This is a genomic window from Thiobacter subterraneus (assembly GCF_055379455.1).
In genome coordinates, this window is sequence record NZ_AP042402.1 from 1,220,839 (window position 1) to 1,241,502 (window position 20,664).

A 20,664-nucleotide genomic window follows, 5' to 3' on the forward strand; every position below is an offset into this window, starting at 1 on the left:
CCATCAAAGCGTCGGGGACCGTTGCCTGAGGGGGCCGGCCCGGGCGTCTCTCTTGACTGCAGCGTCCGATGGGGCAACGATTCCCCATCCATCACACCCGGCAGGGGAGACAACACCATGGCCCAAACACGCATCGTCCTCGACGAATCCGAAATTCCCACCCATTGGTACAACATTGCGGCCGACCTGCCCAGCCCGCCGGCGCCGCCGCTGGGTCCGGACGGCCAGCCGGTCACGCCGGACAAGATGCTGGCGATCTTCCCCGGCCCGATCCTGGAACAGGAGATGTCCAGTGAACGCTGGATCCCGATTCCGGAGGACGTGCGCAGGATCTACGCGCTGTGGCGGCCCAGCCCCCTGTATCGGGCCCAACGGCTGGAGGCGATGCTCGGCACGCCGGCCCGGATCTTCTACAAGTACGAGGGCGTTTCGCCGGCCGGCTCCCACAAGCCCAATTCCGCAGTGGCACAGGCCTACCTGAACAAGATCGCCGGCACGAAGCGGCTGGTGACCGAGACCGGTGCCGGCCAGTGGGGTTCGTCCCTGGCACTGGCCGGCCAGATGTTCGGGCTGCCGGTGCGCATCTTCATGGTCAAGGTGAGTTACGAGCAGAAGCCCTATCGGCGCCTGATGATGCAGACCTGGGGCGGCGAGGTGGTGGCCAGCCCCAGCACGCTCACGAAGGCCGGTCGCGACATCCTGGAAAAGGATCCCAACAATCCCGGCAGCCTGGGTATCGCCATCTCGGAGGCGGTGGAGGAGGCGGTGACCATTCCCGGCACCAAATACGCGCTGGGTTCGGTGCTGAATCACGTGGTGCTGCACCAGACCGTCATCGGCCTGGAGGCAAAGAAGCAGTTCGAGAAGATCGGCCTCTATCCCGACATGATCTTCGCACCCTGCGGCGGCGGCTCCAATTTCGGCGGTGCGGCCTTCCCCTTCCTCGCCGACAAGGCGGCCGGAGACAAACGCGCCGAGAAGTTGCGCTGTGTCGCGGTGGAACCCGCCTCCTGCCCCACCCTCACCAAGGGCGTGTATGCCTATGATTTCGGCGATGCGACCGGCTACACACCGCTGATGAAGATGTACACCCTCGGCCACGACTTCATGCCCCCGGGCATCCACGCCGGCGGTCTGCGCTACCACGGCGACTCGCCGCTGGTTTCCCAGCTCTACCACGAGAAGCTGATCGAGGCGGTGGCCGTGCCGCAACTGGCAACCTTCGAGGCCGGCGTGATGTTCGCCCGCGCCGAGGGCATCATTCCGGCCCCCGAGTCCTGCCACGGCATCCGTGCCACGATCGACGAGGCCCTGCGCTGTAAGCAGACCGGCGAACCCAAGGTGCTGTTCTTCAACCTCTCCGGCCACGGTCATTTCGACATGAGCGCCTATGAGAGCTACTTCGCCGGCAAGCTGGAGGATTTCGAATATCCGGCGGAAGCGGTGCAGGCCGCCCTCGCCCGTCTGCCCAAGGTGGCCTAGCACATCCTCGGTTTCGGAGGCCGTGGGAGCGGTCGGTGGCCGCAACCCGGGCCGCCGGGCGGGGTGGCCCGCGCCGGGCCCCGCAGCGGTTTTGCGCCGGCCGGTTACAGCCGGTCGAGCTGGGCCAGCATGGTCTCGGCGTCCGACACCTCGAACTTGCCCGGCGCTTCCACGTTGAGGGCCTTCACCACGCCATCTTCCACCAGCATGGAGAAGCGCTGGCAGCGGATGCCCATGCCCCGCTCCCGCAGATCCAGCTCCAGGCCCATGGCCCGGCAGAAATCCGCATTGCCGTCGGCAAGCATGCGCACCTTGCCCTCGGCGCCCTGCTCCCTGCCCCAGGCACCCATCACGAAGGCGTCGTTCACGGACAGGCAGACGATCTCGTCGATGCCCTTGGCCTTGAGCCGGTCCGCCAGGGAAACATAGCCGGGCAGGTGCTTGGCGGAACAGGTGGGTGTGAACGCCCCGGGCAGACCAAAGAGCACCACGCGGCGGCCGCGGGTGAAGGCACTCACCTGCACGGGCTGGGGGCCCTCCGGGGTCATTTCGAACAGGGTGGCTTCCGGAAGCTTGTCACCGGGCTGGATCATGATCGTCTCCTCGCACAAAAACCGGGGCCGGTCAGTGTAGCAAACGCCCATTCCGGCAAAAACCGCGACGCCGTCGGTGGCAAGCAGCAGGCATCCCTCCGGTATAATCGGGTCCTTTCCCGATGGCCGCCATGGAACTCACCCAGGAAGACGCCTTCTGCCTGAACGTGCTGCTCGCCGCCGGCGTTCAGGCGGTGCGCATCGACACTTCCACCATGACCGTGCACGCCCTCACGGAAAAGGGCGAGGCCAAGGTCAAGCTGCATCCCAACACCCGCGAGGAAGCCTATCTCAAGCTGGTGAAGCAGACCCTGGCCGAGCATGCCCTGGACTCGCCCGAAGGCTACCCGGTGTATTTGCGCCGCTGGACGCGCATGGGCCAGATGCGCGACGAAAACCTGGAACCCCTGCTCAAGCTGGGTGAGCCGGAAGCCGTGGTGGCGGTGGTCAATGCGCCCGGCCTCACCGACGAGATCGCCCGCCGGGCCTGGTGGGCCATGCCCACCATCGAGAACGCCCGCTGCATGCTGGAAAAGGAAGCGGTGGCGCGGGGGACCATGGGGCCCATCCTGGCGGAATTCCTGGTGGAACACCTGCCGTTCGAGGAGAACGTGGTGGCCATCATGGACACCGTGCGTGCCCTGCTGTGGTTCGACCTGGTGGACGAGGCGGCGCAGAACAAGCTCTGGGCGCGGGGCAAGCAGCATGGCGCCTACTACATCGCCTTCCTGGAGCAACGGCCGGACCGCTTGCCCCAGCAGAAGCCCGCGCGCTGCGATTACGACACGGTGCACGCGCGGCTGGCGCCGCTGATCGGGGCGGGCAACCCCTACGCCACGCAGCTCGACCGCCTGCTGTCCGGCCCCGGCCAGACCTTCCTCGCCGCGGTGGAGGAAGCCATGCAGCGGCCCGGCACCCATGAGATCGTCAGTGCCCTGCTCAACAGCCTGCGCAGCTATTTCGCCGCCATCAGCCTGGCGGAGGACCGGCCGCGCGAGATGCCGGAGCTGGCCGCCCGCGCCGAGGCGCTGCTCACCGAAGCCGATGCGCCCGCCCCCCTCCGGGAACTGGTGGCGACCGTGCCGGCGCTGCAACCGGAAATCACCGCCATGCTCACCCTTGCGGGCGTCAACGAGTGGGTGGCCTACAACATCCTGCGCCGGACCACCGCCGTCAACGCCCTGCTGCGCAACAAGCTCGCGCCCGTGTTCGAGCCCATCGCGCGGCAGATGCTGATCCTGCGCCAGCTGCCGGGTCGGTGACGTGCCTCACCCCGGCAGACGCAGCATGTACTGGCCGGTCTTTTCGTCCCGCGTCACCGCAAGCAGCTTGCGGGCCTGGGCGTCCTCCACCATCTCGCCGAAGGAGCGGTAGCCGTAGAAGGCCTCGTTGAAGCCGGGCTTGCGCCGCTTCATGGCCTGCTTCACCAGCGAGCCCCACAGCTTCTCTTCGCCGCCCCGCTCGGCGGCCAGGGCCTCCACGGTCTCCACCAGGAAATCCAGGGCTTCCTGACGCCGGTCCTCCTCGGGCTTGGCGCTGGCGGCTTTCTCGCCGGCAGGCGTCTTCTGCGCCTTGGAACGGCTGCGTTTCTTCTTGGCCTCCTGCTCGCGCACCAGGTCGTCGTAGAAGATGAATTCGTCGCAGTTGGCGGCGAGCAGGTCGGAGGTGGCGGCCTTGACGCCGATGCCGATCACGTATTTGTTGTTCTCGCGCAGCTTGGAGACCAGGGGCGAGAAATCCGAATCGCCGCTGATGATGACGAAGGTGTCCACGTGGGGCTTGGTGTAGCAGAGATCCAGCGCATCCACCACCAGACGGATGTCCGCCGAATTCTTGCCGGACTGGCGCACGTGGGGGATTTCCACCAGCTCGAAGGCGGCCTCGTGCATGGGCGCTTTGAACTCCTTGTAGCGCTCCCAGTCGCAGTAGGCTTTCTTGACGACGATGGAGCCCTTGAGCAGCAGACGCTCCAGCACCTTGCGGATGTCGAACTGGGCGTACTTGGCGTCGCGCACGCCCAGGGCGATGTTCTCGAAATCGCAGAACAGCGCCATGTTGGTGATTTCGGGTTGCGCAGGCATGGATGCTTTCCGGGAACGACAGGCTGTGGGTCAATGACCCCCGAACTCGCACGGCGAAGGGCGGCGCCCTGTCACGGCTGCTCGTCGCGGTAAATGAAAGGCGCAATGCCCGGGTGATACTGCATCACTTCGTTGAACCGCTCGAACACCCAGTCGCGGGCGGCGGGATTGGCCATGACTTCGTCCCGGCTCACGGCGCGGCCGCCGAGGGGCATGCCGCCCCAGGGACTGGCGCCGACGTCCTCGATGCGGCCCGCCACGCCGTTTTCCTGGGGCAGGCCGTGCACGAACACCCAGCATTCGCCTGCATCGTCATCGCGCCAGGGGCCGGTGATGAGCGCCAGCCACAGGTGGCGGTCGGTGTCGGAATGGCTGACGAAGGCCAACTCGAACTGCACCTCGCGCTGTTCGCCGTAGTGGATGGTGCCGCCGGAGACGGTATAGGGCCGGCCGCAGCCGCAGCGGCAGATCAGGGTTTCGCTGCCCGCCAGTTGCAGCGGATTGTCAAATGCCTGCGGGTCGTCGGAAACAGGGGTGTGCATGGCTTCACTTCGTGATGAGATTGATGATGCCTTCCACGTCCAGGCTCTCCTGACGCAGGTCCACCGGGCTTTCGCGGCATTCCAGGATCTCGCAGTGCAGATACATCTGGCGCAGGCGCCGCTCGGCCGATTCCCGGTCCCGGGCCTGGATGACGATGCGGTCCACCCGCTGCCCGCCCCGGGTGCGGATGGCGAACTCGAACTTGGTCATGGCGCCTCCCTGGCTGGCCCGCCGCCCATGGCCGGGGGCGGAATCAGGCGGAACGATACTCCGCTTTGGGCTCCCGGGAAAGCAGGTCCTCCACCGCCTGGCGGGGGGAGAGGCCCTCGAACATCACCCGGTAGACCTCCTGGGTGATGGGCATTTCGATCCCCAGCTCGCGCGCCTTGCGCAGCACCTCGGCGCAGGTGTGCACGCCTTCCGCCGTGTGGCCCAGTTCGCCCAGGATGGTGGCGAGATCGCGTCCCGCGGCGAGCTGCTTGCCCACGGTGCGGTTGCGCGACAGATCCCCGGTGCAGGTCAGGATGAGATCGCCCACGCCGGCCAGCCCCATGAAGGTTTCCAGCCGCCCGCCCAGACACAGGCCCAGCCGGGTCATTTCCGCGAGACCCCGGGTGATCAGGGCGGCGCGCGCGTTGTAGCCGAAACCCATGCCATCGGAGATGCCAGCGGCGATGGCCATGACGTTCTTCACCGCGCCCCCCAGCTCGACGCCGATGACATCGGTGGAGGAATAGACGCGCATGCGGTTGTGGTTGAGCGCCACCGCCGTGTGGCGCGCGAACTCCGGCTCGCGCGCGGCCAGGGTGAGCGCGCACGGCAGGCCCTGGGCCACTTCATGGGCGAAGCTCGGCCCGGACAGCACACCGCGCTCGAGGCCCCCCGGCAGTTCCTCCTCCGCCACCTGGTGCAGCAGCTTGGCCGTCTCCGGCTCGAAGCCCTTGGCGGCCCAAATCACCGGCACGGCGATGTCGCAGGCGGCAAGCTGACGCAAAGTGGCGCGGAAGCCGGCGGTGGGCACCACCACCAGCACCAGCTGGGCGCCGCCGATGGCGCGCGCCAGCTCCGGCTCCACGCGCACCGCCGGCGGCAGTTCGAAACCCGGCAGATAACGGTCGTTGCGCCGGGTGCGGGCGATCCCGGCGAGATGCGCGGCATCCCGCGACCACAGCGTGATCTCGTGGCCGCGCGCCAGGCTGATGGCGAGCGCACTGCCCCAGGCGCCGGCCCCGAGGATGGTGATCTTCATGCGTGCCTCACAGACCCCACAGCTGGTTCATCTGCACGTAACCGCCGAGACCGTCGCGATGCCGCACCCGCACCCAGCCATCGCCCGTGAATTCCACCAGTTCCAGGACCACGTCCTTTTCCGCCCGGAACACCACCGGCGCGGTAGCCTGGGGCGCCTGGCGCACCTCTGCCACGGGCGCGGTCACCAGCAGGGTGCGGCGCGCAGCCAGCTTGCCGGTTTCCACCCAGGCCAGGGCGCCAGTGGCGTCGCGCACCTTCACCCATTTGTCCAGGCTGACGATGATTTCCACCGGATAGTCGCGGGACAACAGATAGAGCTTGCGCGCCTGGGTGGAAGGGGCGTCGTAGAGAATGGCGGCGTCCACCGCCACGGAACGGTATTCCGCGGCCGCCGCGGGGCCAGCCAGCCCCAGGGCGAGCGCCCACAGCACCAGCCGGAAACCGTGGGTCATGTCAGTTGGGCGCGCCCCCGGCCTGGGCGGCCGCTGCCTGGGCCGCCTGCATGCGCTGGGCGTAGATCGCCTCGAAATTCACCGGGTTGAGGTAGAGCGGCATGAAGCCCGCGCGGCCCACCGCGTCGGAAATGGTTTCGCGCACGTAGGGGAACAGCAGATTGGGACAGGTAATGCCCAGCACCAGCTCCACCTGCTCCTGCGGCACGCCGGCAATGCGGAAAATGCCGCCCTGGGTTGCCTCCACCAGGAACATGGTGCGTTCCCCCACCCTGGCCGAGACCGTGACGGTGAGCAGCACCTGGTAGACGTCCTCGGCAATCGGCCCACCCTGGGTGTTCATCTGCACATCGATCCCGGGCGCCTCGCGCTCCAGGAAAATTGCCGGCGCGTTGGGGACTTCCACCGAGAGATCCTTCACATAGATCTTTTCGATGGTGAAGACGGGTTGTTGTGGCTCGCTCATGGATACTCCCTGATGGTTGCGCCCGGAGGCTTTGGCGCCGGGCGAGCCGGCATTTTACACGCGCCCGCGCCGGGCCGCTCAGCGCGCCAGCAGGGGGTCGAGCTTGCCTTCCTGGTCCAGCGCCGACAGGTCGTCGAACCCCCCCACGTGATAATCGTCGATGTAGATCTGGGGCACGGTGCGGCGGCCGGTGCGGGCCATCATTTCCTCGCGCCGGGCCGGGTCGAGGTCGACGCGGATCTTTTCGATCTGGGTCACGCCTTTGCGGTTGAGCAGTTTCTCCGCCATGTTGCAGTAGGGGCAGACGGCGGTGCAGTACATGACGACTTTGGCCATTTCATTTCTCCACGGGCAGGTTGGCAGCCTCCCAGGCGATCATGCCGCCCGCGAGGTTATACACGTTCTGAAAGCCATTCCGGGCCAGGATGCCGCACGCCCCTGCGGAACGGTGACCACTGCGGCAGGCAACGATGATGGGCCTGTCCCTGAACTTGTCCAGCTCGTTCAGCCGGCGCGCCAGTTCCCCCAGGGGAATGTGGCGTGCGCGCGGAATGTGACCCTGGCTGAACTCGGCAGGTTCACGCACGTCCAGCACCAGCGCGTCCTCATGGTTCATCTTGAGCACCGCCTCCTGGGGCTCCACCTGCCGACCGCGCCCTCCACGCAACAGGGGCCAGATGAGCATCAACCCGCTCACCACCGCCACCGCGATGAGCAGGAAATTCTGACGAACGAATTCCACGGTTTTCTCCCATCACGGGGGCCATGCGCCCCCGTGTCCCTTACGCGCACTCGCCCTCTTTGACGCCCAGCGCCTTCAGGATGTTGTCCATGGGGCAAAACTTGGTGAAACCACTCTGGAACAGGTTCAGGCCCACGAAGGCGGTGAACCACAGCCAGCTCAGCTTCGTCATGTCCACCTGCCCGCTGAAGTGGGCGAGGGCCAGGGACAGCATGATGAAGAAACCGGCAATGACACGAACCCAGCGATTGACCGTCATTTCACTTCTCCTTGGTTGATGGGGGATTTCCGATACAGCAACACGTAATAGAGCACCGGGATGACCACCAGCGTCAGCAGCGTGGACACGAACACCCCGAAGATGAGGGCGATGGCCAGGCCGTTGAAGATGGGGTCGTCCAGGATGAAGAAGGCGCCCAGCATGGCGGCAAGCCCGGTGAGGATGATGGGTTTGGCCCGCGTCGTGCCCGACAGGATCACCGCCTTCTGCAGGTCCATGCCCTGGGCCACGTGCATGTTGACGAAGTCCACCAGCAGGATGGAATTGCGCACGATGATGCCGGCGAGCGCGATCATGCCGATCATGGACGTGGCGGTGAACTGGGCGCCCAGCAGGGCGTGCCCGGGCATGACGCCGATGATGGTGAGGGGAATGGGTGCCATGATGATGAGGGGCACCAAGTAGGAGCCAAACTGGGCCACCACCAGCAGATAGATCAGCACCAGGCCCACCGCATAGGCGATGCCCATGTCGCGGAAGGTCTCGTAGGTCACCTGCCACTCGCCATCCCATTTCACGGCGAACCCGGCATAGGGGTCAGGCGGCTGCCGGATGAAATAATGCGCGAGCTCGCCCCCCTCCGGCAGCTTGAGCCCGGTCAGCGCAGACTTGATGGCAAACAGGCCGTAGAGGGGGCTGTCCGTGCCGCCGATCATGTCGCCCACCACGTACACCACGGGCAGCAGATCCTTGTGGTAGATCACCTTCTCCCGCTCGGTGGGCACGACCTCCACCAGTTCCGACAGGGGCACCAGCGTGCCATCGCGGGCGCGCACGCTCAGTTTTAAGAGCTCGTCCAGGCTGTGCTGGCGTTCGGGGGCCAGGGTTACCCGCACCGGGATCTCGAACTTGGAATCGCCGGTGTGGATGGGCGTCACATCCTCGCCCGCCAGTCCCATCTTCATCACCGTAACCACGTCTTCCTGGGCCACCCCCTTGAGCGCGGCCTTGCTCTGCAGCACGCGCAGCACCAGCTTGGGCGCATCCTCGTCCACGCTGTCGTCGATGCTGGTGATATCCGGCGTCTTCTCGAAGGCGGCGCGCACGCGCTTGGCCACCGCCATCTGCCCGTTGTAGTCCGGGCCATAGACTTCCGCCACGATGGGCGAGAGCACCGGCGGGCCCGGCGGCACTTCCACGATCTTCACGTTGGCGCCATGCCGGGCGGCGATCTTCTGGATCTCCGCATGCACGCTGGTGGCAATCTCGTGGGACTTGCGGCTGCGCTTGTGTTTGTCCTGCAGGTTGACCTGGATGTCCCCCACCTCGGGACCGGCGCGCAGATAGTACTGGCGCACCAGACCATTGAAGTTGATGGGCGACGCCGTCCCGGCGTAGGCCTGGTAGTCGGTCACCTCCGGCACGGTGGCAAGATAGGCGCCCAGCTCGTGCAGCACGCGCGCCGTCTGCTCCACGGGCGTGCCCACCGGCATGTCCACCACCACCTGGAATTCCGACTTGTTGTCGAAAGGCAGCATCTTGAGGATGACGATCTTGAACACCGCCAGCGACACCGAGAGCACGATCGCCACCACCACGCCGATGAACAGGCGGCGCCGCCGCGGCGCGCCCGCCGCGCCGTTCAAGAAGGGCGTGATCCTCTGCTCGAACCACCGGGAGAAGCGGGTTTCCAGGGGGCTCGGTCCATGGTGGGCGGGTTTGTGTCCCCCCAGCACCTTGAGCGTGAGCCAGGGCGTGATCACGAACGCCACCGCCAGGGAGATCAGCATGCCGATGCTGGCGTTGATGGGGATGGGACTCATGTAGGGGCCCATGAGGCCGGTGACGAAGGCCATGGGCAGCAGGGCGGCGATCACGGTGAGCGTGGCCAGGATGGTGGGCCCGCCCACCTCGTCTACCGCCTCCGGAATCACCTCCAGCCAGCTCTTGTCCGGCTCCAGCAGGCGCCGGCGGTGGATGTTTTCCACCACCACGATGGCATCGTCCACCAGGATGCCGATGGAGAAGATGAGCGCGAACAGGGACACCCGGTTCAGGGTGAAGCCCCAGGCCCAGGAGGCAAACAGCGTGGTCGCCAGGGTGAGCAGCACGGCCACACCCACGATCAAGGCCTCGCGCCGCCCCAGTGCGAAGAACACCAGGGCGACCACGAAAGCCGTGGCGAACAGCAGCTTGCCGATGAGCTGTTTGGACTTGTCGTTGGCGGTGACGCCGTAGTTGCGGGTCACCGTCACCTGCACGCCGTCCGGGATCACGGTGCCCTTGAGACTTTCCATGCGGGCGATCACCTTGTCGGCGATGTCCACCGCGTTCTCGCCCGGTTTCTTGGACACCGCGATGGTCACCGCGGGATACTCGCCCGCGACCCGGATGCCCTTGTCCGCCGCCGCGGGGCCGGTGCCCAGCCACACGTAGCGGCTGGGCAGATCCGGTCCATCCACCACGGTGGCCACGTCCTCCAGGAACACCGGCTTGCCGTCGTGCACGCCCACCACCAGGCTCTTCACGTCCCGCGCGCTGGACAGGAAGGTGCCGGTCTGCACCAGCACTTCCTGGTTGTTGGAAATCAGCGTGCCGGAGGGCTGGGAGGCATTGCTCAGCTTGAGCGCATCGCGGATGTCCTGGGCGGACACCTGGTGGGCGTTCATGCGCTCCGCATCCATGATCACGCGCACGGTGTGCCCGGGACCGCCGATGGTCTTCACCTCGCGCGTGCCCGGAATGCGCTTGAGCTCGATTTCCGTGGCATGGGCCACCTTGGCCAGGTCGAAGGCCGCACGCTGGGGATCGTCGGTCCACAGGGTGAGGCTGACGATGGGCACATCGTCGATGCCCACCGGCTTGATGATGGGTTCACCCACGCCCAGATTGGGAGAGACCCAGTCGCGGTTGGCCTGGATGGTGTCGTAGAGGCGCACCAGGGCGGCGATGCGGTCCTCGCCCACCTTGTACTGCACGGTGAGGATGGCCAGGCCCGGCCGCGATACGGAATAGACGTGGTCGATGCCGGAAATCTGGGACAGCACCTGTTCCGCCGGCGTGGCCACCAGGCTTTCCACGTCCCGGGCCGACGCGCCCGGGAAGGGAATGAACACGTTGGCCATGGTCACATTGATCTGGGGCTCCTCCTCGCGGGGCGTGACCAGGATGGCGAACAGGCCCAAAAGCGCCGCCATCAGGGCGATGAGGGGCGTCAGCTGGGAGGTGAGGAAAGTTTTGGCGATGCGTCCGGAGATGCCCATGGTCGAAGCCGTCAGCGGTTGGCGAGAGGCCGGGAGAAACGACGCGGGCCGGTCACGGCTTGCGGCCCGCGGATTTCAGATAAATGCCCGCCTGCACCGGGTCCAGCGCCACCTTCTCGCCGGGCATGAGACCGGCCAGCACCTCCACCTCGCCCTCGCCCGCCGGCTCGCCCACGCGGATCTGGCGCAGGGTGAGGCGCTCCCGGTCGTCCACCACATAGACCGCGGTCAGCTCGCTTCGGCGCAGCACGGCCTGGGCCGGCACCAGCAGCTTGCGGGCGCGGCCCACCGCGAAATGGGCGCGCGCGAACATGCCGGGATAGATCTCGCGGGAATCGGGCGGCAGGTTCAGACGCACACGCGTGGTGTGGGTGCGCACGTCGGCCGCCGGCAGGATGGTGATTTGGGTGGCCTTCACCCACTTGCGGATGGCCGGGATTTCCACCGTGGCGCGTGACAGCGCGCGCACTGCCGGCACCTTGTATTCCGGCACCGAGACTTCCACCCGCAGATCCTTGGGATCGAAACCGGTCATGATGGGCTTGCCCGGCAGCGCCATCTCGCCCAGCTCCACGTGACGGGCCGACACGACGCCGCTGTAGGGGGCCACCAGGGTGGCGAAGCGCCGGGTGGCCCCCGCCGCGCCCGCGCCGGCCAGGGCCGCCGAAGCCTGGGCCTGGGCCGCGCGGTAGTCCGCCAGGGCCTTGTCCAGCGCCGCCTGGCTGATGAATTTCTGCTCGAACAGCTGGCGCGCCCGCTCGTAATTGGCCCGGGCGTTCTCCATTAGGGCGCGCGCCTGCGCCACCTGCGCCTCACTGCCCGCCGCCTGCGCGCCCACCACGCTCTCATCGATGCGGGCGATCACCTGGCCCTGCTTGACGTAGTCGCCCACGTCGAAATTGAGCTCGACGATGCGCCCGGTGATCTGCGCGGCCACGGTGGACTGCTTGACCGCCTCCACGATGCCCTCGGCGACATAGGTTTCGTCCACCTCACGGAACTCCACCTTTCCCACCGGGAAGGGCAGCGCGGCATGCGCGGCGAGGGGCAGGCACAGCAGGAAAAACAGGGCTGTCGAGAGGCGCATGGGCATGGGCACTCCAAAAGCTTAAATATTAGCAGGTGCTAATATTTGGTCAAAGGGGTGGGCTTCAAGCCGGATCGCCCATCGAAACGCCGGCCTCACGCGCAGCCGCAAGGCCTCCCTGGCCGCCTGCATCCGTGGTGACTCGATGCAAACCACAGGCATGCGCAGGCCCCACGGACGATCCCGGTTCAAGCGGCACGGGCCCGTTGCCGGGCCCGTATCGCTTCATTTCGCGAAACCGCAAAAGACGTCGCGCATCATGCTGATGAGCTTGAGGGTGCGCGTGTCCCCCACCCGGTAATACACCCGGTTGGCGTCCTTGCGCGTGCGCAGCACACCCTTGTCGCGCAGGATGGCCAGGTGCTGGGAAATGTTGCTCTGGGACGTGCCCACCGCATCCACGATCTCCTGCACCGAGATTTCCCGGTCCCCCAGCACGCACAGGATCTTCAGGCGCAGCGGGTGGGACATGGCCTTCATGGCGCGGGAGGCCTGCTCGATGTGCTCGTCCTTGTCGATCAGTTCCACATGCTCCAGGTTGAAGGGCGGTGATGCCGTCATGCCGTCTCACTCCACGTCGAAAATGGCAGCGGGCGCAGGCGCCCGCGCCGAAACCCAGGGAACCATGCCAGTGCGCTCATTATCAAAATATACTAAAATAATGCAACCTTTTCGGCAGACAATCCAGAAAAATCCCATCTTCTGCGCATGAAAGTCACCCCCGTCCTCCTCGTCATCCTCGATGGTTTCGGCTGCCGCGCCAATGGTGCCGACAATGCCATTTTCCAGGCCAAAAAGCCCAACTGGGAGCGTTTCTGGATTCATCACCCCCACACCCTGATCCACGCCTCGGAAGCCGAGGTGGGTCTGCCCGCAGGCCAGATGGGCAACTCCGAGGTGGGCCATCTGAACCTGGGCGCCGGGCGGGTGGTGTACCAGGAATTCACCCGCATCAACCGCGCCATCGATTCCGGCCACTTCTTCGACAATCCCGCCCTGGTCAACGCCGTGGAGACCGCCAAGCGCGGCGACCGTGCCCTGCACATCCTGGGACTGCTCTCGGAAGGCGGGGTGCACAGCCACGAGCGGCACATCCATGCCATGCTGGAACTGGCTGCCCGGCGCGGGCTGGCCAAAGTCTTCCTGCACGTGTTCACCGATGGCCGCGACACCCCGCCCAAGAGTGCCGGGCCCTCGGTCATGAAGCTGGAGCAGAAGATCCGCGAGCTCGGGACCGGCCGCATCGCCTCCCTCATCGGCCGCTACTATCCCATGGACCGCGACCGGCGCTGGCAGCGCATCAAGGCCGCCTACGACCTGCTCACCCAAGGCAAGGCGGAATACGTGGCCCACAGCGCCCTGGAAGGGCTGCAGATGGCCTACGACCGCGGCGAAACCGACGAATTCGTGAAGGCCACCGCCATCGTCCCGGAAGGCAGCCAGCCGGTGCGCATGGAGGACGGCGACGTGGTGGTGTTCATGAACTTCCGCTCCGACCGCGCGCGCCAGCTCACCCGCACCTTCGTCGAGGACGGCTTCGATGGCTTCGAGCGGGAATACCGGCCACGTCTGGCCGCCATCGTGACCCTCACCGGCTACAGCGACGATTTCGACGTGCCGGTGGCCTTCCCGCCGGAACAGCTGCGCAACGGCTTCGGCGAGTACATTGCCAGCCTGGGGCTCAAGCAGCTGCGCATCGCCGAAACCGAGAAATATGCCCACGTCACCTTCTTCTTCAATGGCGGCGAAGAGAAGGTCTATCCCGGCGAGGACCGCATCCTGGTGCCCTCGCCGGACGTGCCCACCTATGACCTGAAGCCGGAGATGAGCGCGCCGGAAGTCACCGACCGGCTGGTCGCCGCCATCCAGAGCGGCAAATACGATGCCATCATCTGCAACTACGCCAACGCGGACATGGTGGGCCACACCGGGAACCTGGGTGCCGCCATCAAGGCCATCGAGACCATCGACACCTGCCTGGGCAGGGTGGTGGAAGCCCAGCTCGCGCGGGGCGGCGAGGTGCTCATCACCGCCGACCATGGCAATGCCGAGCGCATGCTGGACGAAACCACGCGCCAGGCCCACACCGCCCACACCATGAGCCTGGTGCCCTTGATCTACATCGGCCACCGCCGCGCCCGCCTCGCCGACACCGGCGCCCTGGAGGACGTGGCGCCCACCCTGCTCAGGATGATGGGCCTGCCCCAGCCCTCCGAGATGACGGGGCATCCCCTGATCGAGTTCCTGGACGCATGAGGCAGGTGGCGCGTCTGTGCGCCTCCTTTGTGCTGCTCGCCGCCGTGCTGGGTTCGGCCCACGGGGCGGAATCGCCCGCCGACAGGACGCGCGAGCTAAAGGCCCTGAAAAGCCGCATCGACCAGCTCAAGCGGGAAATCGAAAACGCCGAGGGCAGCAAGGCCGATGTGCTGGACGAACTGCGCCAGTCCGAGCGGGCCATCAGCGAGCTGAACCGTCGCCTGCACGCCCTCGGCGAGGAGCTGGCCCAGGCCAACCGCGAGCTAGCCGCCAGCCGGCGCCAGGCGGCGGAGCTTGCGGCACGGATCGAAGCCCAACGTGACCAGCTCGCCCGGCTCCTGGTGGAACAGTACACAAGCGGCGGCCAGGACGGCCTGCGCCTGCTGTTCAACCAGCAGGATCCCAATCAGATCGCCCGTGACCTGGAATACCTGGACCACATCGTCCGCGCCCGCAGCGAGCGCATCGCAGCGCTGCGGGCCGATCTCGCCGCAGCCGAGGCCCTGGAACGCGAGACCCGGGAGAAAAGCCAGACCCTCGCCCGCCTGGAGGCGGAACAGCGCGCCCAGCGCCTGGAGCTGGAACGGGAGGCAGCCCGGCGCCGCGCCGCCCTGGCGCGCCTCGACCAGGCAATCGGCGCGCGCCGGCGCCAGGTGGAGCGCCTGCAGCAGGACGAGAAGCGGCTGACCCGCCTGATCGAGAAGCTCACCCGCGCCATGGCCGCCCGCCCCCGGCCGGCCCCCCCACGCGGCGACAAGGGGGCCGCCCCGGGCGGGCCGCCCGCCACCGGGGACGGCGAGTTCGCGCGGCTCAAGGGCCGCCTGAAGCTCCCGGTGAGCGGAGAGCTCGCCAACCGCTTCGGCGAGGCGCGTGCCGAGACCGGCCTGCGCTGGAAGGGGCTGTTCATTCGCGCGCCGGAGGGCAGCCCGGTCAGGGCCCTGGCCGCCGGCCGGGTGGTGTTCGCGGACTGGCTGCGCGGCTTCGGCAACCTGCTCATCCTCGATCATGGTGACGGCTACATGAGCCTGTACGGCCACAACCAGTCCCTCTACAAGCAGGTGGGGGAAGCGGTGGCGGCAGGCGAGGTGGTGAGCGCCGTCGGGGACAGCGGCGGCCAGGGAGAAAGCGGTTTATACTTCGAGGTTCGTTTCCGGGGCACACCCGTGGACCCCCTGCAATGGGCCGCGGGGCGCTGACCGGGCCGGAACGGATCATGACCACGAGCCGGGAGTCCAACTGAACATGCGCGGCAAACTGCACCATCTGGTTCTCATCGCCTTCGGCATCCTGATCGGGGTGGCGGTGGGTCTGCACTATTCGGCCATCGCCGACAAGGATGCCCCCGGGCCGCTGCCGGTGGAGGAGCTGCGCACCTTCGCCGAGGTGTTCGGCAAGATCAAGAGCGACTACGTGGAGCCGGTCGAGGACAAGAAACTCATCACCTCGGCCATCAACGGCATGCTCTCGGGCCTCGACCCCCACTCCGCCTATCTGGACGCCGACGCCTTCAAGGATCTGCAGGTCTCCACCCAGGGGCAGTTCGGCGGGCTGGGTATCGAGGTCGGCATGGAAGACGGCTTCGTCAAGGTGATCTCCCCCATCGAGGACACCCCCGCGTTCCAGGCCGGAATCAAGGCCGGCGATCTGATCATCAAGCTCGACGACACGCCGGTGAAGGGCATGTCCCTCAACGACGCGGTCAAACGCATGCGCGGCAAGCCCGGCACGCGCATCACCCTCACCATCCTGCGCAAGGGTGAGTCCAAGCCCATCGTGGTCACCCTCACGCGCGCGGTGATCCAGATCAAGAGCGTGAAGTGGAAGTTGATGGAACCGGGCTATGGCCTGGTGCGCATCACCCAGTTCCAGGACCACACGGGTGAGGATCTGGTCAAGGCGCTGGAAAACCTCGGCAAGCAGAACAACAAGGAAGCCCTCAAGGGCCTGGTGCTGGATCTGCGCAACAATCCGGGCGGCCTGCTCAACAGCGCGGTGGCGGTGTCCGCGGCCTTCCTGCCCAGGGACGTGCTGGTGGTCTATACCGACGGCCGCACCGAGGACGCCAAGATGCGCCTCACGGCCAGCCGGGAGTTCTACCTGCGCCCCAACCAGGACGACTACCTGAAAAACCTGCCAGGCTGGGTCAAGAACGTGCCCATGATCGTACTGGTCAACGGCGGCTCGGCTTCCGCGTCCGAAATCGTGGCAGGCGCCCTGCAGGACCACAAGCGCGCCATCATCCTCGGCACCCAAAGCTTCGGCAAGGGCTCGGTGCAGACCATCCTGCCCCTGGGCAACGGTACCGCCATCAAGCTCACCACGGCGCGCTACTACACGCCCAGCGGCACCTCCATCCAGGCCAAGGGCATCACCCCGGACATCGTGGTGGAGGATGCCACCATCAGCGAGACCGACAAGCAGGCGCTCAACGTGCGTGAAGCGGATCTGGAGCGGCATCTCGCCAACGACAAGGAGCCGGAACCCAAGGCGGCGCCCATCAAGCTCCAGCCGCCCAAGCCCGAGAAAGGCAAAGAGGAAAAATCCGAGGCGGGGGACATCGCGCCCAAGAACGACTACCAGCTCAATCAGGCGGTCAACCTGCTCAAGGGCATCCAGATCCTGCAGCGGCGCTGACGCCCGGCTTGCAAAAGACCTCCACCACGCTATGCTTGATTGGGCGAGCGATGCGTGGAGATTCCCTCATGCAGGCAGGCGACATCTTCAAGACCCGCCAGCTGGTATTTTCCCAGATCCCGCCGGGGCAGGCGGAGGAGGCGGCCAGGCTGCTGGACGGCCTGCCCCACCTCGTCGTCCTGGAAAAGGTCGACTCGCGCACCCTGCTGGTGCGCTACCGGCTGCCCAACTACACCCTGGAGAAAGTGGAACGGGCCCTCAGCGCCGAGGGTTTCCACCTGGACAACAGTATCCTGAGCAAGATCCGGCGCGCCCTGGTGTATTACTGCGAAGCCATCCAGTGCGAAAACCTCGCGCCCCCGCCGCGCGACCGGCTGTCCAAGGAAATCTTCGCCGAAGTCTGGCAGAACCACCCCCACGGCGACCGGGACGACACGCCCGAGGAATGGCGCAGCTACCGTTGACGCGCCTGCCATGAACGACGAGCAGCTGCTGCGCTACAGCCGCCATATCCTGCTGGACGAGCTGGGCATCGAAGGCCAGAGCCGCCTGCTCGACGCCCATGCCCTGGTGATCGGCGCCGGCGGCCTAGGTTCCCCCGTGGTGCTGTACCTGGCCGCCGCCGGCGTGGGACGCCTCACGGTGTGTGACGGCGATGCCGTGGACCTCACCAATCTGCAGCGCCAGATCGCCCACGACAGCGCAGCCATCGGCCGCAACAAGGCGGCATCGGCGGCGGCCAGCGCCCGCCGCATCAATCCGGAAGTCGAAGTGGAAGCCGTGAGCCGGCGCGTGAATGGGGCGGATCTCCAAGGGCTGGTGGCCCGGGCCCAGGTGGTGGTGGATGCCAGCGACAATTTCGCCACCCGTCACGCGGTGAACCGCGCCTGTGTGGCTGCGGCGAAACCCCTGGTTTCAGGCGCGGCCGTGCGCTTCGACGGTCAGGTGGCGGTATTCGACGTGCGCCGCAGCGACGCGCCCTGCTACCACTGCCTGTTCCCGGAAGGCGGGCAGCCGGACGAGATGCGCTGCGCGGAGAATGGCGTGTTCGCGCCCCTGGTGGGCATCATCGGCACCATCCAGGCGGCGGAAGCCCTCAAGCTGCTGGCCGGCATCGGCACCCCCCTGAGCGGCCGCCTGCTACTCCTCAACGCCCTGGACATGAGCTGGCGCAGCATCCGTGTGCCGCGCGATCCGGCCTGTCCAGTGTGTGGCGGGCGCTGACGGTCAGCGGGCGGCCACCAGTGCCGCCGGCTGGGCGGCCCGGGCCTCGCCCAGCCCGGCCCAGACGATGACGATCCCCACGAGCAGCACGGACAGCCAGGTGGCAGGCTTGATGGCAACGGCTTTGGCACCCATGGCGCTTCCTCCTCGAACGGTTCCGACGGAGGAAATAGCGACCCTGTTGGAGCACCCTTGAGCCCCCGCCGCCCACGCCGACCGTAACGGGGTACGGTCAGAGGCCGGCCAGGAGGAAACGCTTCTGGCTGTCCAGCTGGTCGAGGGGGGAGCGTCTGAAGCCGCTCTTGGCAAACTGGTGCCAGCGGCCGATGATGAAGGCGATGAGCAGATTGGCCACCGCGCCGGCGTCCAGGTCACCATGGATCTCACCCTGGGTGGCGGCCACCCGCAGGCACTGGCGCAGGGTGGCTTCGATGCGGTCCACCAGCTGGTTGATACGGGCCTGCAGGCGCTCGTTTTCGTGCACCAGGGCATCGCCGATGAGCACCCGCGACATGCCCGGGTTCTTCAGGGCGAAGCCCAGACACAGGGTGAGGATGGCATCCAGCTGGGCCACGCCCCGCTGCTCCTCGGCGAGGATCTTGTTGATCAGCCCGAACAGGGTGGACTCGATGAACTCGATCAGGCCCTCGAACATCTGAGCCTTGCTGGCGAAGTGGCGGTAGAGGGCCGCTTCCGAGAGATCGAGGCGCGCCGCGAGCGCGGCGGTGGTGATTTTTTCCGGCTGGGGATTTTGCAGCATTTCCGCCAGCGTCTGCAGGATCTGTTCCTTTCTCTGGCCTGGTTTGGCAGGCATGGCCCCTCCCCTGAGTGCGCGCTATAGCTTATTGAGCAGGCGCGGCAGTTGCAACACCGAACGCACGCTGGCATCCACGAAGGGCGGGGTCTGGCGGCTGCGCGTCACCCACACGGTCTTCATGCCCAGCTGCCGCGCGGTGCGCAGGTTGTCCAGACTGTCCTCCACCATGATGCAGCGGGCAGGCGCCACGCGCAGGGCGCGCAGCACGTGCAGGAATCCCCGCAGCCGGGGCTTGGGATTGAGGCGGGTGTGCTCGATGCTGAACACGGCGTCGAACACATCGAGAATGCCCAGCGCACGCAGCACGGCGCGGGAATAATGGGCCGGTGAATTGGAAAACACCACCTTGCGCCCCGGCAGGCGACGCAGCATGTGGCGCAGGCCGCGCTGGAATACCAGCATGGCGTGCAGTTCCGGGAACTGGTGGGTGTGCCACAGGAAATGGTGCGGATCGGTGCCGTGATGGCGCACGAGCCCCAGAAGCGTCGCCCCGTAGCGCTGCCAGTAATGCTGGCGCAGGGCGTTGGCCCCGGCCTCGTCCAGGCCGAGATGCTCCATGAGATACCGGGTCATGGCGCGGTTGATGTGGGGAAAGATGTGGGGACTGGCGTCGTGCAGGGTGTTGTCCAGGTCGAACACCCAGACCGGCGCCGCGCCCATCAGGAGCGCTTGATCAGGGTGCCCACACCCTCGCTGGTGAGGATCTCCAGCAGCAGGGCGTGCTCCACGCGGCCGTCGATGATGTGACTGGCCTTGACGCCGTTGCGCACGGCCTCCAGCGCGCAGTTCACCTTGGGCAGCATGCCGCCGGAAATGGTGCCGTCCGCGATCAGGGCGTGCACCTGTTCCGCATCCAGTTCGGTGAGCAGCCTGCCTTCCTTGTCCAGCACGCCCGGTGTGTTGGTCATGAGGATCAGCTTCTCGGCGCGGAGGGTTTCCGCCAGCTTGCCTGCCACCAGGTCGGCATTGATGTTGTAGGCGGCGCCGTCCTCGCCCACGCCGATGGGCGCGATGACGGGAATGAAATCCTGGCTGTCGAGCAGGGCCACCAGGGCCGGGTCGATGGCAGCCACTTCCCCCACCTGACCGATGTCCACGAACTCGCCGGCCTTCTCCTGACTGGGCAGGCGCATGCGCCGGGCGCGGATCATCCAGCCGTCCTTGCCGGTGAGCCCCACGGCCTTGCCGCCATGGCGGTTGATGAGGGTGACGATGCTCTTGTTCACCAGCCCGCCCAGCACCATCTCCACCACGTCCATGGTTTCCGCATCGGTCACGCGCATGCCCTGGATGAACTCGCTCTGCTTGCCGATGCGCTTGAGCATCTCGCCGATCTGCGGCCCGCCGCCGTGCACGATGACCGGGTTCATGCCCACCAGCTTGAGCAGCACCACGTCGCGGGCGAAGCTCTCCTTGAGCCGCTCCTCCGTCATGGCGTTGCCGCCGTATTTGATGACGATGGTCTTGTCGAAGAAGCTCTGGATGAAGGGCAGGGCCTCGGACAGCAGTTCGGCCTTGGCGGCCGCGGCGGAAGGCGTGGCGGACATGGGTTG

General features: G+C 66.6%; 24 protein-coding genes. 7 read left to right on the forward strand and 17 right to left on the reverse strand.

The window, feature by feature from the left end; translation table 11 throughout:
- Positions 1-117: 117 nt before the first annotated feature.
- Positions 118-1,482, forward strand: coding sequence for a TrpB-like pyridoxal phosphate-dependent enzyme (locus ACZ42P_RS06085; RefSeq protein ID WP_464899187.1), 1,365 nt, complete (start codon positions 118-120; stop codon positions 1,480-1,482).
- A gap of 104 nt (positions 1,483-1,586) precedes the next feature.
- Here the strand turns inward: ACZ42P_RS06085 and ACZ42P_RS06090 are convergent, their stop codons facing one another.
- On the reverse strand, positions 1,587-2,075 hold the full coding sequence (locus ACZ42P_RS06090) for a redoxin family protein (protein WP_464899188.1): 489 nt from the start codon (positions 2,073-2,075) through the stop codon (positions 1,587-1,589).
- Between the two features lie 131 nt (positions 2,076-2,206).
- Between ACZ42P_RS06090 and ACZ42P_RS06095 the strand changes: the two genes are divergently transcribed.
- Positions 2,207-3,337, forward strand: a complete 1,131-nt coding sequence (locus ACZ42P_RS06095) for a hypothetical protein (protein WP_464899189.1) — start codon at positions 2,207-2,209, stop codon at positions 3,335-3,337.
- Positions 3,338-3,343: 6 nt separating this feature from the next.
- Here ACZ42P_RS06095 and ACZ42P_RS06100 read toward each other — a convergent pair whose 3' ends face one another.
- The 12 genes from ACZ42P_RS06100 to ACZ42P_RS06155 form a co-directional block, all read right to left on the reverse strand.
- The gene (locus ACZ42P_RS06100; protein ID WP_464899190.1) at positions 3,344-4,156 is read right to left on the reverse strand and encodes an NYN domain-containing protein; all 813 of its coding nucleotides are present in this window, start codon (positions 4,154-4,156) and stop codon (positions 3,344-3,346) included.
- A gap of 71 nt (positions 4,157-4,227) precedes the next feature.
- Positions 4,228-4,698, reverse strand: coding sequence for a hypothetical protein (locus tag ACZ42P_RS06105; protein ID WP_464899191.1), 471 nt, complete (start codon positions 4,696-4,698; stop codon positions 4,228-4,230).
- A gap of 4 nt (positions 4,699-4,702) precedes the next feature.
- On the reverse strand, positions 4,703-4,909 hold the full coding sequence (locus ACZ42P_RS06110; RefSeq protein ID WP_464899192.1) for a hypothetical protein: 207 nt from the start codon (positions 4,907-4,909) through the stop codon (positions 4,703-4,705).
- Positions 4,910-4,952: 43 nt separating this feature from the next.
- On the reverse strand, positions 4,953-5,948 hold the full coding sequence (locus tag ACZ42P_RS06115; RefSeq protein ID WP_464899193.1) for an NAD(P)H-dependent glycerol-3-phosphate dehydrogenase: 996 nt from the start codon (positions 5,946-5,948) through the stop codon (positions 4,953-4,955).
- Between the two features lie 7 nt (positions 5,949-5,955).
- A complete protein-coding gene (locus ACZ42P_RS06120; protein WP_464899194.1) occupies positions 5,956-6,402 on the reverse strand; it encodes an SH3 domain-containing protein in 447 nt (148 codons plus the stop codon).
- Position 6,403: 1 nt separating this feature from the next.
- On the reverse strand, positions 6,404-6,868 hold the full coding sequence (secB, locus tag ACZ42P_RS06125) for a protein-export chaperone SecB (RefSeq protein WP_464899195.1): 465 nt from the start codon (positions 6,866-6,868) through the stop codon (positions 6,404-6,406).
- A gap of 78 nt (positions 6,869-6,946) precedes the next feature.
- Complete coding sequence (gene grxC / locus ACZ42P_RS06130; protein WP_464899196.1) at positions 6,947-7,204, reverse strand: glutaredoxin 3; 258 nt, start codon at positions 7,202-7,204, stop codon at positions 6,947-6,949.
- 1 nt (position 7,205) lies between these two features.
- On the reverse strand, positions 7,206-7,610 hold the full coding sequence (locus ACZ42P_RS06135; protein WP_464899197.1) for a rhodanese-like domain-containing protein: 405 nt from the start codon (positions 7,608-7,610) through the stop codon (positions 7,206-7,208).
- Between the two features lie 40 nt (positions 7,611-7,650).
- Positions 7,651-7,869, reverse strand: a complete 219-nt coding sequence (locus ACZ42P_RS06140) for a YgaP family membrane protein (protein ID WP_464899198.1) — start codon at positions 7,867-7,869, stop codon at positions 7,651-7,653.
- Complete coding sequence (locus ACZ42P_RS06145; RefSeq protein ID WP_464899199.1) at positions 7,866-11,093, reverse strand: efflux RND transporter permease subunit; 3,228 nt, start codon at positions 11,091-11,093, stop codon at positions 7,866-7,868. The genes ACZ42P_RS06140 and ACZ42P_RS06145 overlap by 4 nt, the downstream gene beginning before the upstream one ends.
- Positions 11,094-11,145: 52 nt before the next feature.
- Positions 11,146-12,186 (reverse strand): efflux RND transporter periplasmic adaptor subunit, encoded by a 1,041-nt coding sequence (locus ACZ42P_RS06150; RefSeq protein ID WP_464899200.1) that lies wholly within the window; start codon positions 12,184-12,186, stop codon positions 11,146-11,148.
- A gap of 219 nt (positions 12,187-12,405) precedes the next feature.
- Entirely contained in the window at positions 12,406-12,741 is a 336-nt protein-coding gene (locus ACZ42P_RS06155) for an ArsR/SmtB family transcription factor (RefSeq protein WP_464899201.1), read from the reverse strand.
- A 147-nt stretch (positions 12,742-12,888) separates the two neighbouring features.
- Here ACZ42P_RS06155 and gpmI point away from each other — a divergent pair, with 147 nt between their 5' ends.
- From gpmI to ACZ42P_RS06180, 5 genes are all read left to right on the forward strand, one after another.
- Complete coding sequence (gpmI, locus tag ACZ42P_RS06160) at positions 12,889-14,436, forward strand: 2,3-bisphosphoglycerate-independent phosphoglycerate mutase (RefSeq protein ID WP_464899202.1); 1,548 nt, start codon at positions 12,889-12,891, stop codon at positions 14,434-14,436.
- A complete protein-coding gene (locus ACZ42P_RS06165) occupies positions 14,433-15,632 on the forward strand; it encodes a murein hydrolase activator EnvC family protein (RefSeq protein ID WP_464899203.1) in 1,200 nt (399 codons plus the stop codon). Before gpmI ends, ACZ42P_RS06165 begins: the two co-directional genes overlap by 4 nt.
- A gap of 46 nt (positions 15,633-15,678) precedes the next feature.
- Positions 15,679-17,070 (forward strand): S41 family peptidase, encoded by a 1,392-nt coding sequence (locus ACZ42P_RS06170; RefSeq protein WP_464899204.1) that lies wholly within the window; start codon positions 15,679-15,681, stop codon positions 17,068-17,070.
- A gap of 68 nt (positions 17,071-17,138) precedes the next feature.
- Positions 17,139-17,534 (forward strand): hypothetical protein, encoded by a 396-nt coding sequence (locus ACZ42P_RS06175; protein WP_464899205.1) that lies wholly within the window; start codon positions 17,139-17,141, stop codon positions 17,532-17,534.
- A 10-nt stretch (positions 17,535-17,544) separates the two neighbouring features.
- Positions 17,545-18,294: a HesA/MoeB/ThiF family protein gene (locus ACZ42P_RS06180; protein ID WP_464899206.1), complete on the forward strand. Its 750-nt coding sequence runs from the start codon at positions 17,545-17,547 to the stop codon at positions 18,292-18,294.
- A 3-nt stretch (positions 18,295-18,297) separates the two neighbouring features.
- Here ACZ42P_RS06180 and ACZ42P_RS06185 read toward each other — a convergent pair whose 3' ends face one another.
- The 4 genes from ACZ42P_RS06185 to argB all read right to left on the reverse strand — a co-directional run bounded on the left by ACZ42P_RS06185 (position 18,298) and on the right by argB (position 20,658).
- Positions 18,298-18,429, reverse strand: a complete 132-nt coding sequence (locus ACZ42P_RS06185) for a hypothetical protein (RefSeq protein WP_464899207.1) — start codon at positions 18,427-18,429, stop codon at positions 18,298-18,300.
- A gap of 97 nt (positions 18,430-18,526) precedes the next feature.
- On the reverse strand, positions 18,527-19,108 hold the full coding sequence (gene slmA / locus ACZ42P_RS06190) for a nucleoid occlusion factor SlmA (protein WP_464899208.1): 582 nt from the start codon (positions 19,106-19,108) through the stop codon (positions 18,527-18,529).
- Between the two features lie 21 nt (positions 19,109-19,129).
- Positions 19,130-19,771, reverse strand: coding sequence for a pyrimidine 5'-nucleotidase (locus ACZ42P_RS06195; protein ID WP_464899209.1), 642 nt, complete (start codon positions 19,769-19,771; stop codon positions 19,130-19,132).
- A complete protein-coding gene (gene argB / locus ACZ42P_RS06200) occupies positions 19,771-20,658 on the reverse strand; it encodes an acetylglutamate kinase (RefSeq protein ID WP_464899210.1) in 888 nt (295 codons plus the stop codon). The genes ACZ42P_RS06195 and argB overlap by 1 nt, the downstream gene beginning before the upstream one ends.
- Positions 20,659-20,664 lie beyond the last annotated feature (6 nt).

Bases quoted from the DNA above. Each gene is read 5' to 3' on its own strand.
- ACZ42P_RS06195 (WP_464899209.1), bottom strand. From the start codon at position 19,771: ATGGGCGCGGCGCCGGTCTGGGTGTTCGACCTGGACAACACCCTGCAC.
- gpmI (WP_464899202.1), top strand. From the start codon at position 12,889: ATGAAAGTCACCCCCGTCCTCCTCGTCATCCTCGATGGTTTCGGCTGC.
- argB (WP_464899210.1), bottom strand. From the start codon at position 20,658: ATGTCCGCCACGCCTTCCGCCGCGGCCGCCAAGGCCGAACTGCTGTCC.
- ACZ42P_RS06145 (WP_464899199.1), bottom strand. From the start codon at position 11,093: ATGGGCATCTCCGGACGCATCGCCAAAACTTTCCTCACCTCCCAGCTG.
- secB (WP_464899195.1), bottom strand. From the start codon at position 6,868: ATGAGCGAGCCACAACAACCCGTCTTCACCATCGAAAAGATCTATGTG.
- ACZ42P_RS06165 (WP_464899203.1), top strand. From the start codon at position 14,433: ATGAGGCAGGTGGCGCGTCTGTGCGCCTCCTTTGTGCTGCTCGCCGCC.
- ACZ42P_RS06175 (WP_464899205.1), top strand. From the start codon at position 17,139: ATGCAGGCAGGCGACATCTTCAAGACCCGCCAGCTGGTATTTTCCCAG.
- ACZ42P_RS06115 (WP_464899193.1), bottom strand. From the start codon at position 5,948: ATGAAGATCACCATCCTCGGGGCCGGCGCCTGGGGCAGTGCGCTCGCC.
- ACZ42P_RS06170 (WP_464899204.1), top strand. From the start codon at position 15,679: ATGCGCGGCAAACTGCACCATCTGGTTCTCATCGCCTTCGGCATCCTG.
- ACZ42P_RS06185 (WP_464899207.1), bottom strand. From the start codon at position 18,429: ATGGGTGCCAAAGCCGTTGCCATCAAGCCTGCCACCTGGCTGTCCGTG.
- ACZ42P_RS06140 (WP_464899198.1), bottom strand. From the start codon at position 7,869: ATGACGGTCAATCGCTGGGTTCGTGTCATTGCCGGTTTCTTCATCATG.
- ACZ42P_RS06155 (WP_464899201.1), bottom strand. From the start codon at position 12,741: ATGACGGCATCACCGCCCTTCAACCTGGAGCATGTGGAACTGATCGAC.
- ACZ42P_RS06100 (WP_464899190.1), bottom strand. From the start codon at position 4,156: ATGCCTGCGCAACCCGAAATCACCAACATGGCGCTGTTCTGCGATTTC.
- ACZ42P_RS06110 (WP_464899192.1), bottom strand. From the start codon at position 4,909: ATGACCAAGTTCGAGTTCGCCATCCGCACCCGGGGCGGGCAGCGGGTG.
- ACZ42P_RS06120 (WP_464899194.1), bottom strand. From the start codon at position 6,402: ATGACCCACGGTTTCCGGCTGGTGCTGTGGGCGCTCGCCCTGGGGCTG.
- ACZ42P_RS06150 (WP_464899200.1), bottom strand. From the start codon at position 12,186: ATGCCCATGCGCCTCTCGACAGCCCTGTTTTTCCTGCTGTGCCTGCCC.
- grxC (WP_464899196.1), bottom strand. From the start codon at position 7,204: ATGGCCAAAGTCGTCATGTACTGCACCGCCGTCTGCCCCTACTGCAAC.
- ACZ42P_RS06095 (WP_464899189.1), top strand. From the start codon at position 2,207: ATGGAACTCACCCAGGAAGACGCCTTCTGCCTGAACGTGCTGCTCGCC.
- ACZ42P_RS06090 (WP_464899188.1), bottom strand. From the start codon at position 2,075: ATGATCCAGCCCGGTGACAAGCTTCCGGAAGCCACCCTGTTCGAAATG.
- ACZ42P_RS06180 (WP_464899206.1), top strand. From the start codon at position 17,545: ATGAACGACGAGCAGCTGCTGCGCTACAGCCGCCATATCCTGCTGGAC.
- ACZ42P_RS06085 (WP_464899187.1), top strand. From the start codon at position 118: ATGGCCCAAACACGCATCGTCCTCGACGAATCCGAAATTCCCACCCAT.
- slmA (WP_464899208.1), bottom strand. From the start codon at position 19,108: ATGCCTGCCAAACCAGGCCAGAGAAAGGAACAGATCCTGCAGACGCTG.
- ACZ42P_RS06105 (WP_464899191.1), bottom strand. From the start codon at position 4,698: ATGCACACCCCTGTTTCCGACGACCCGCAGGCATTTGACAATCCGCTG.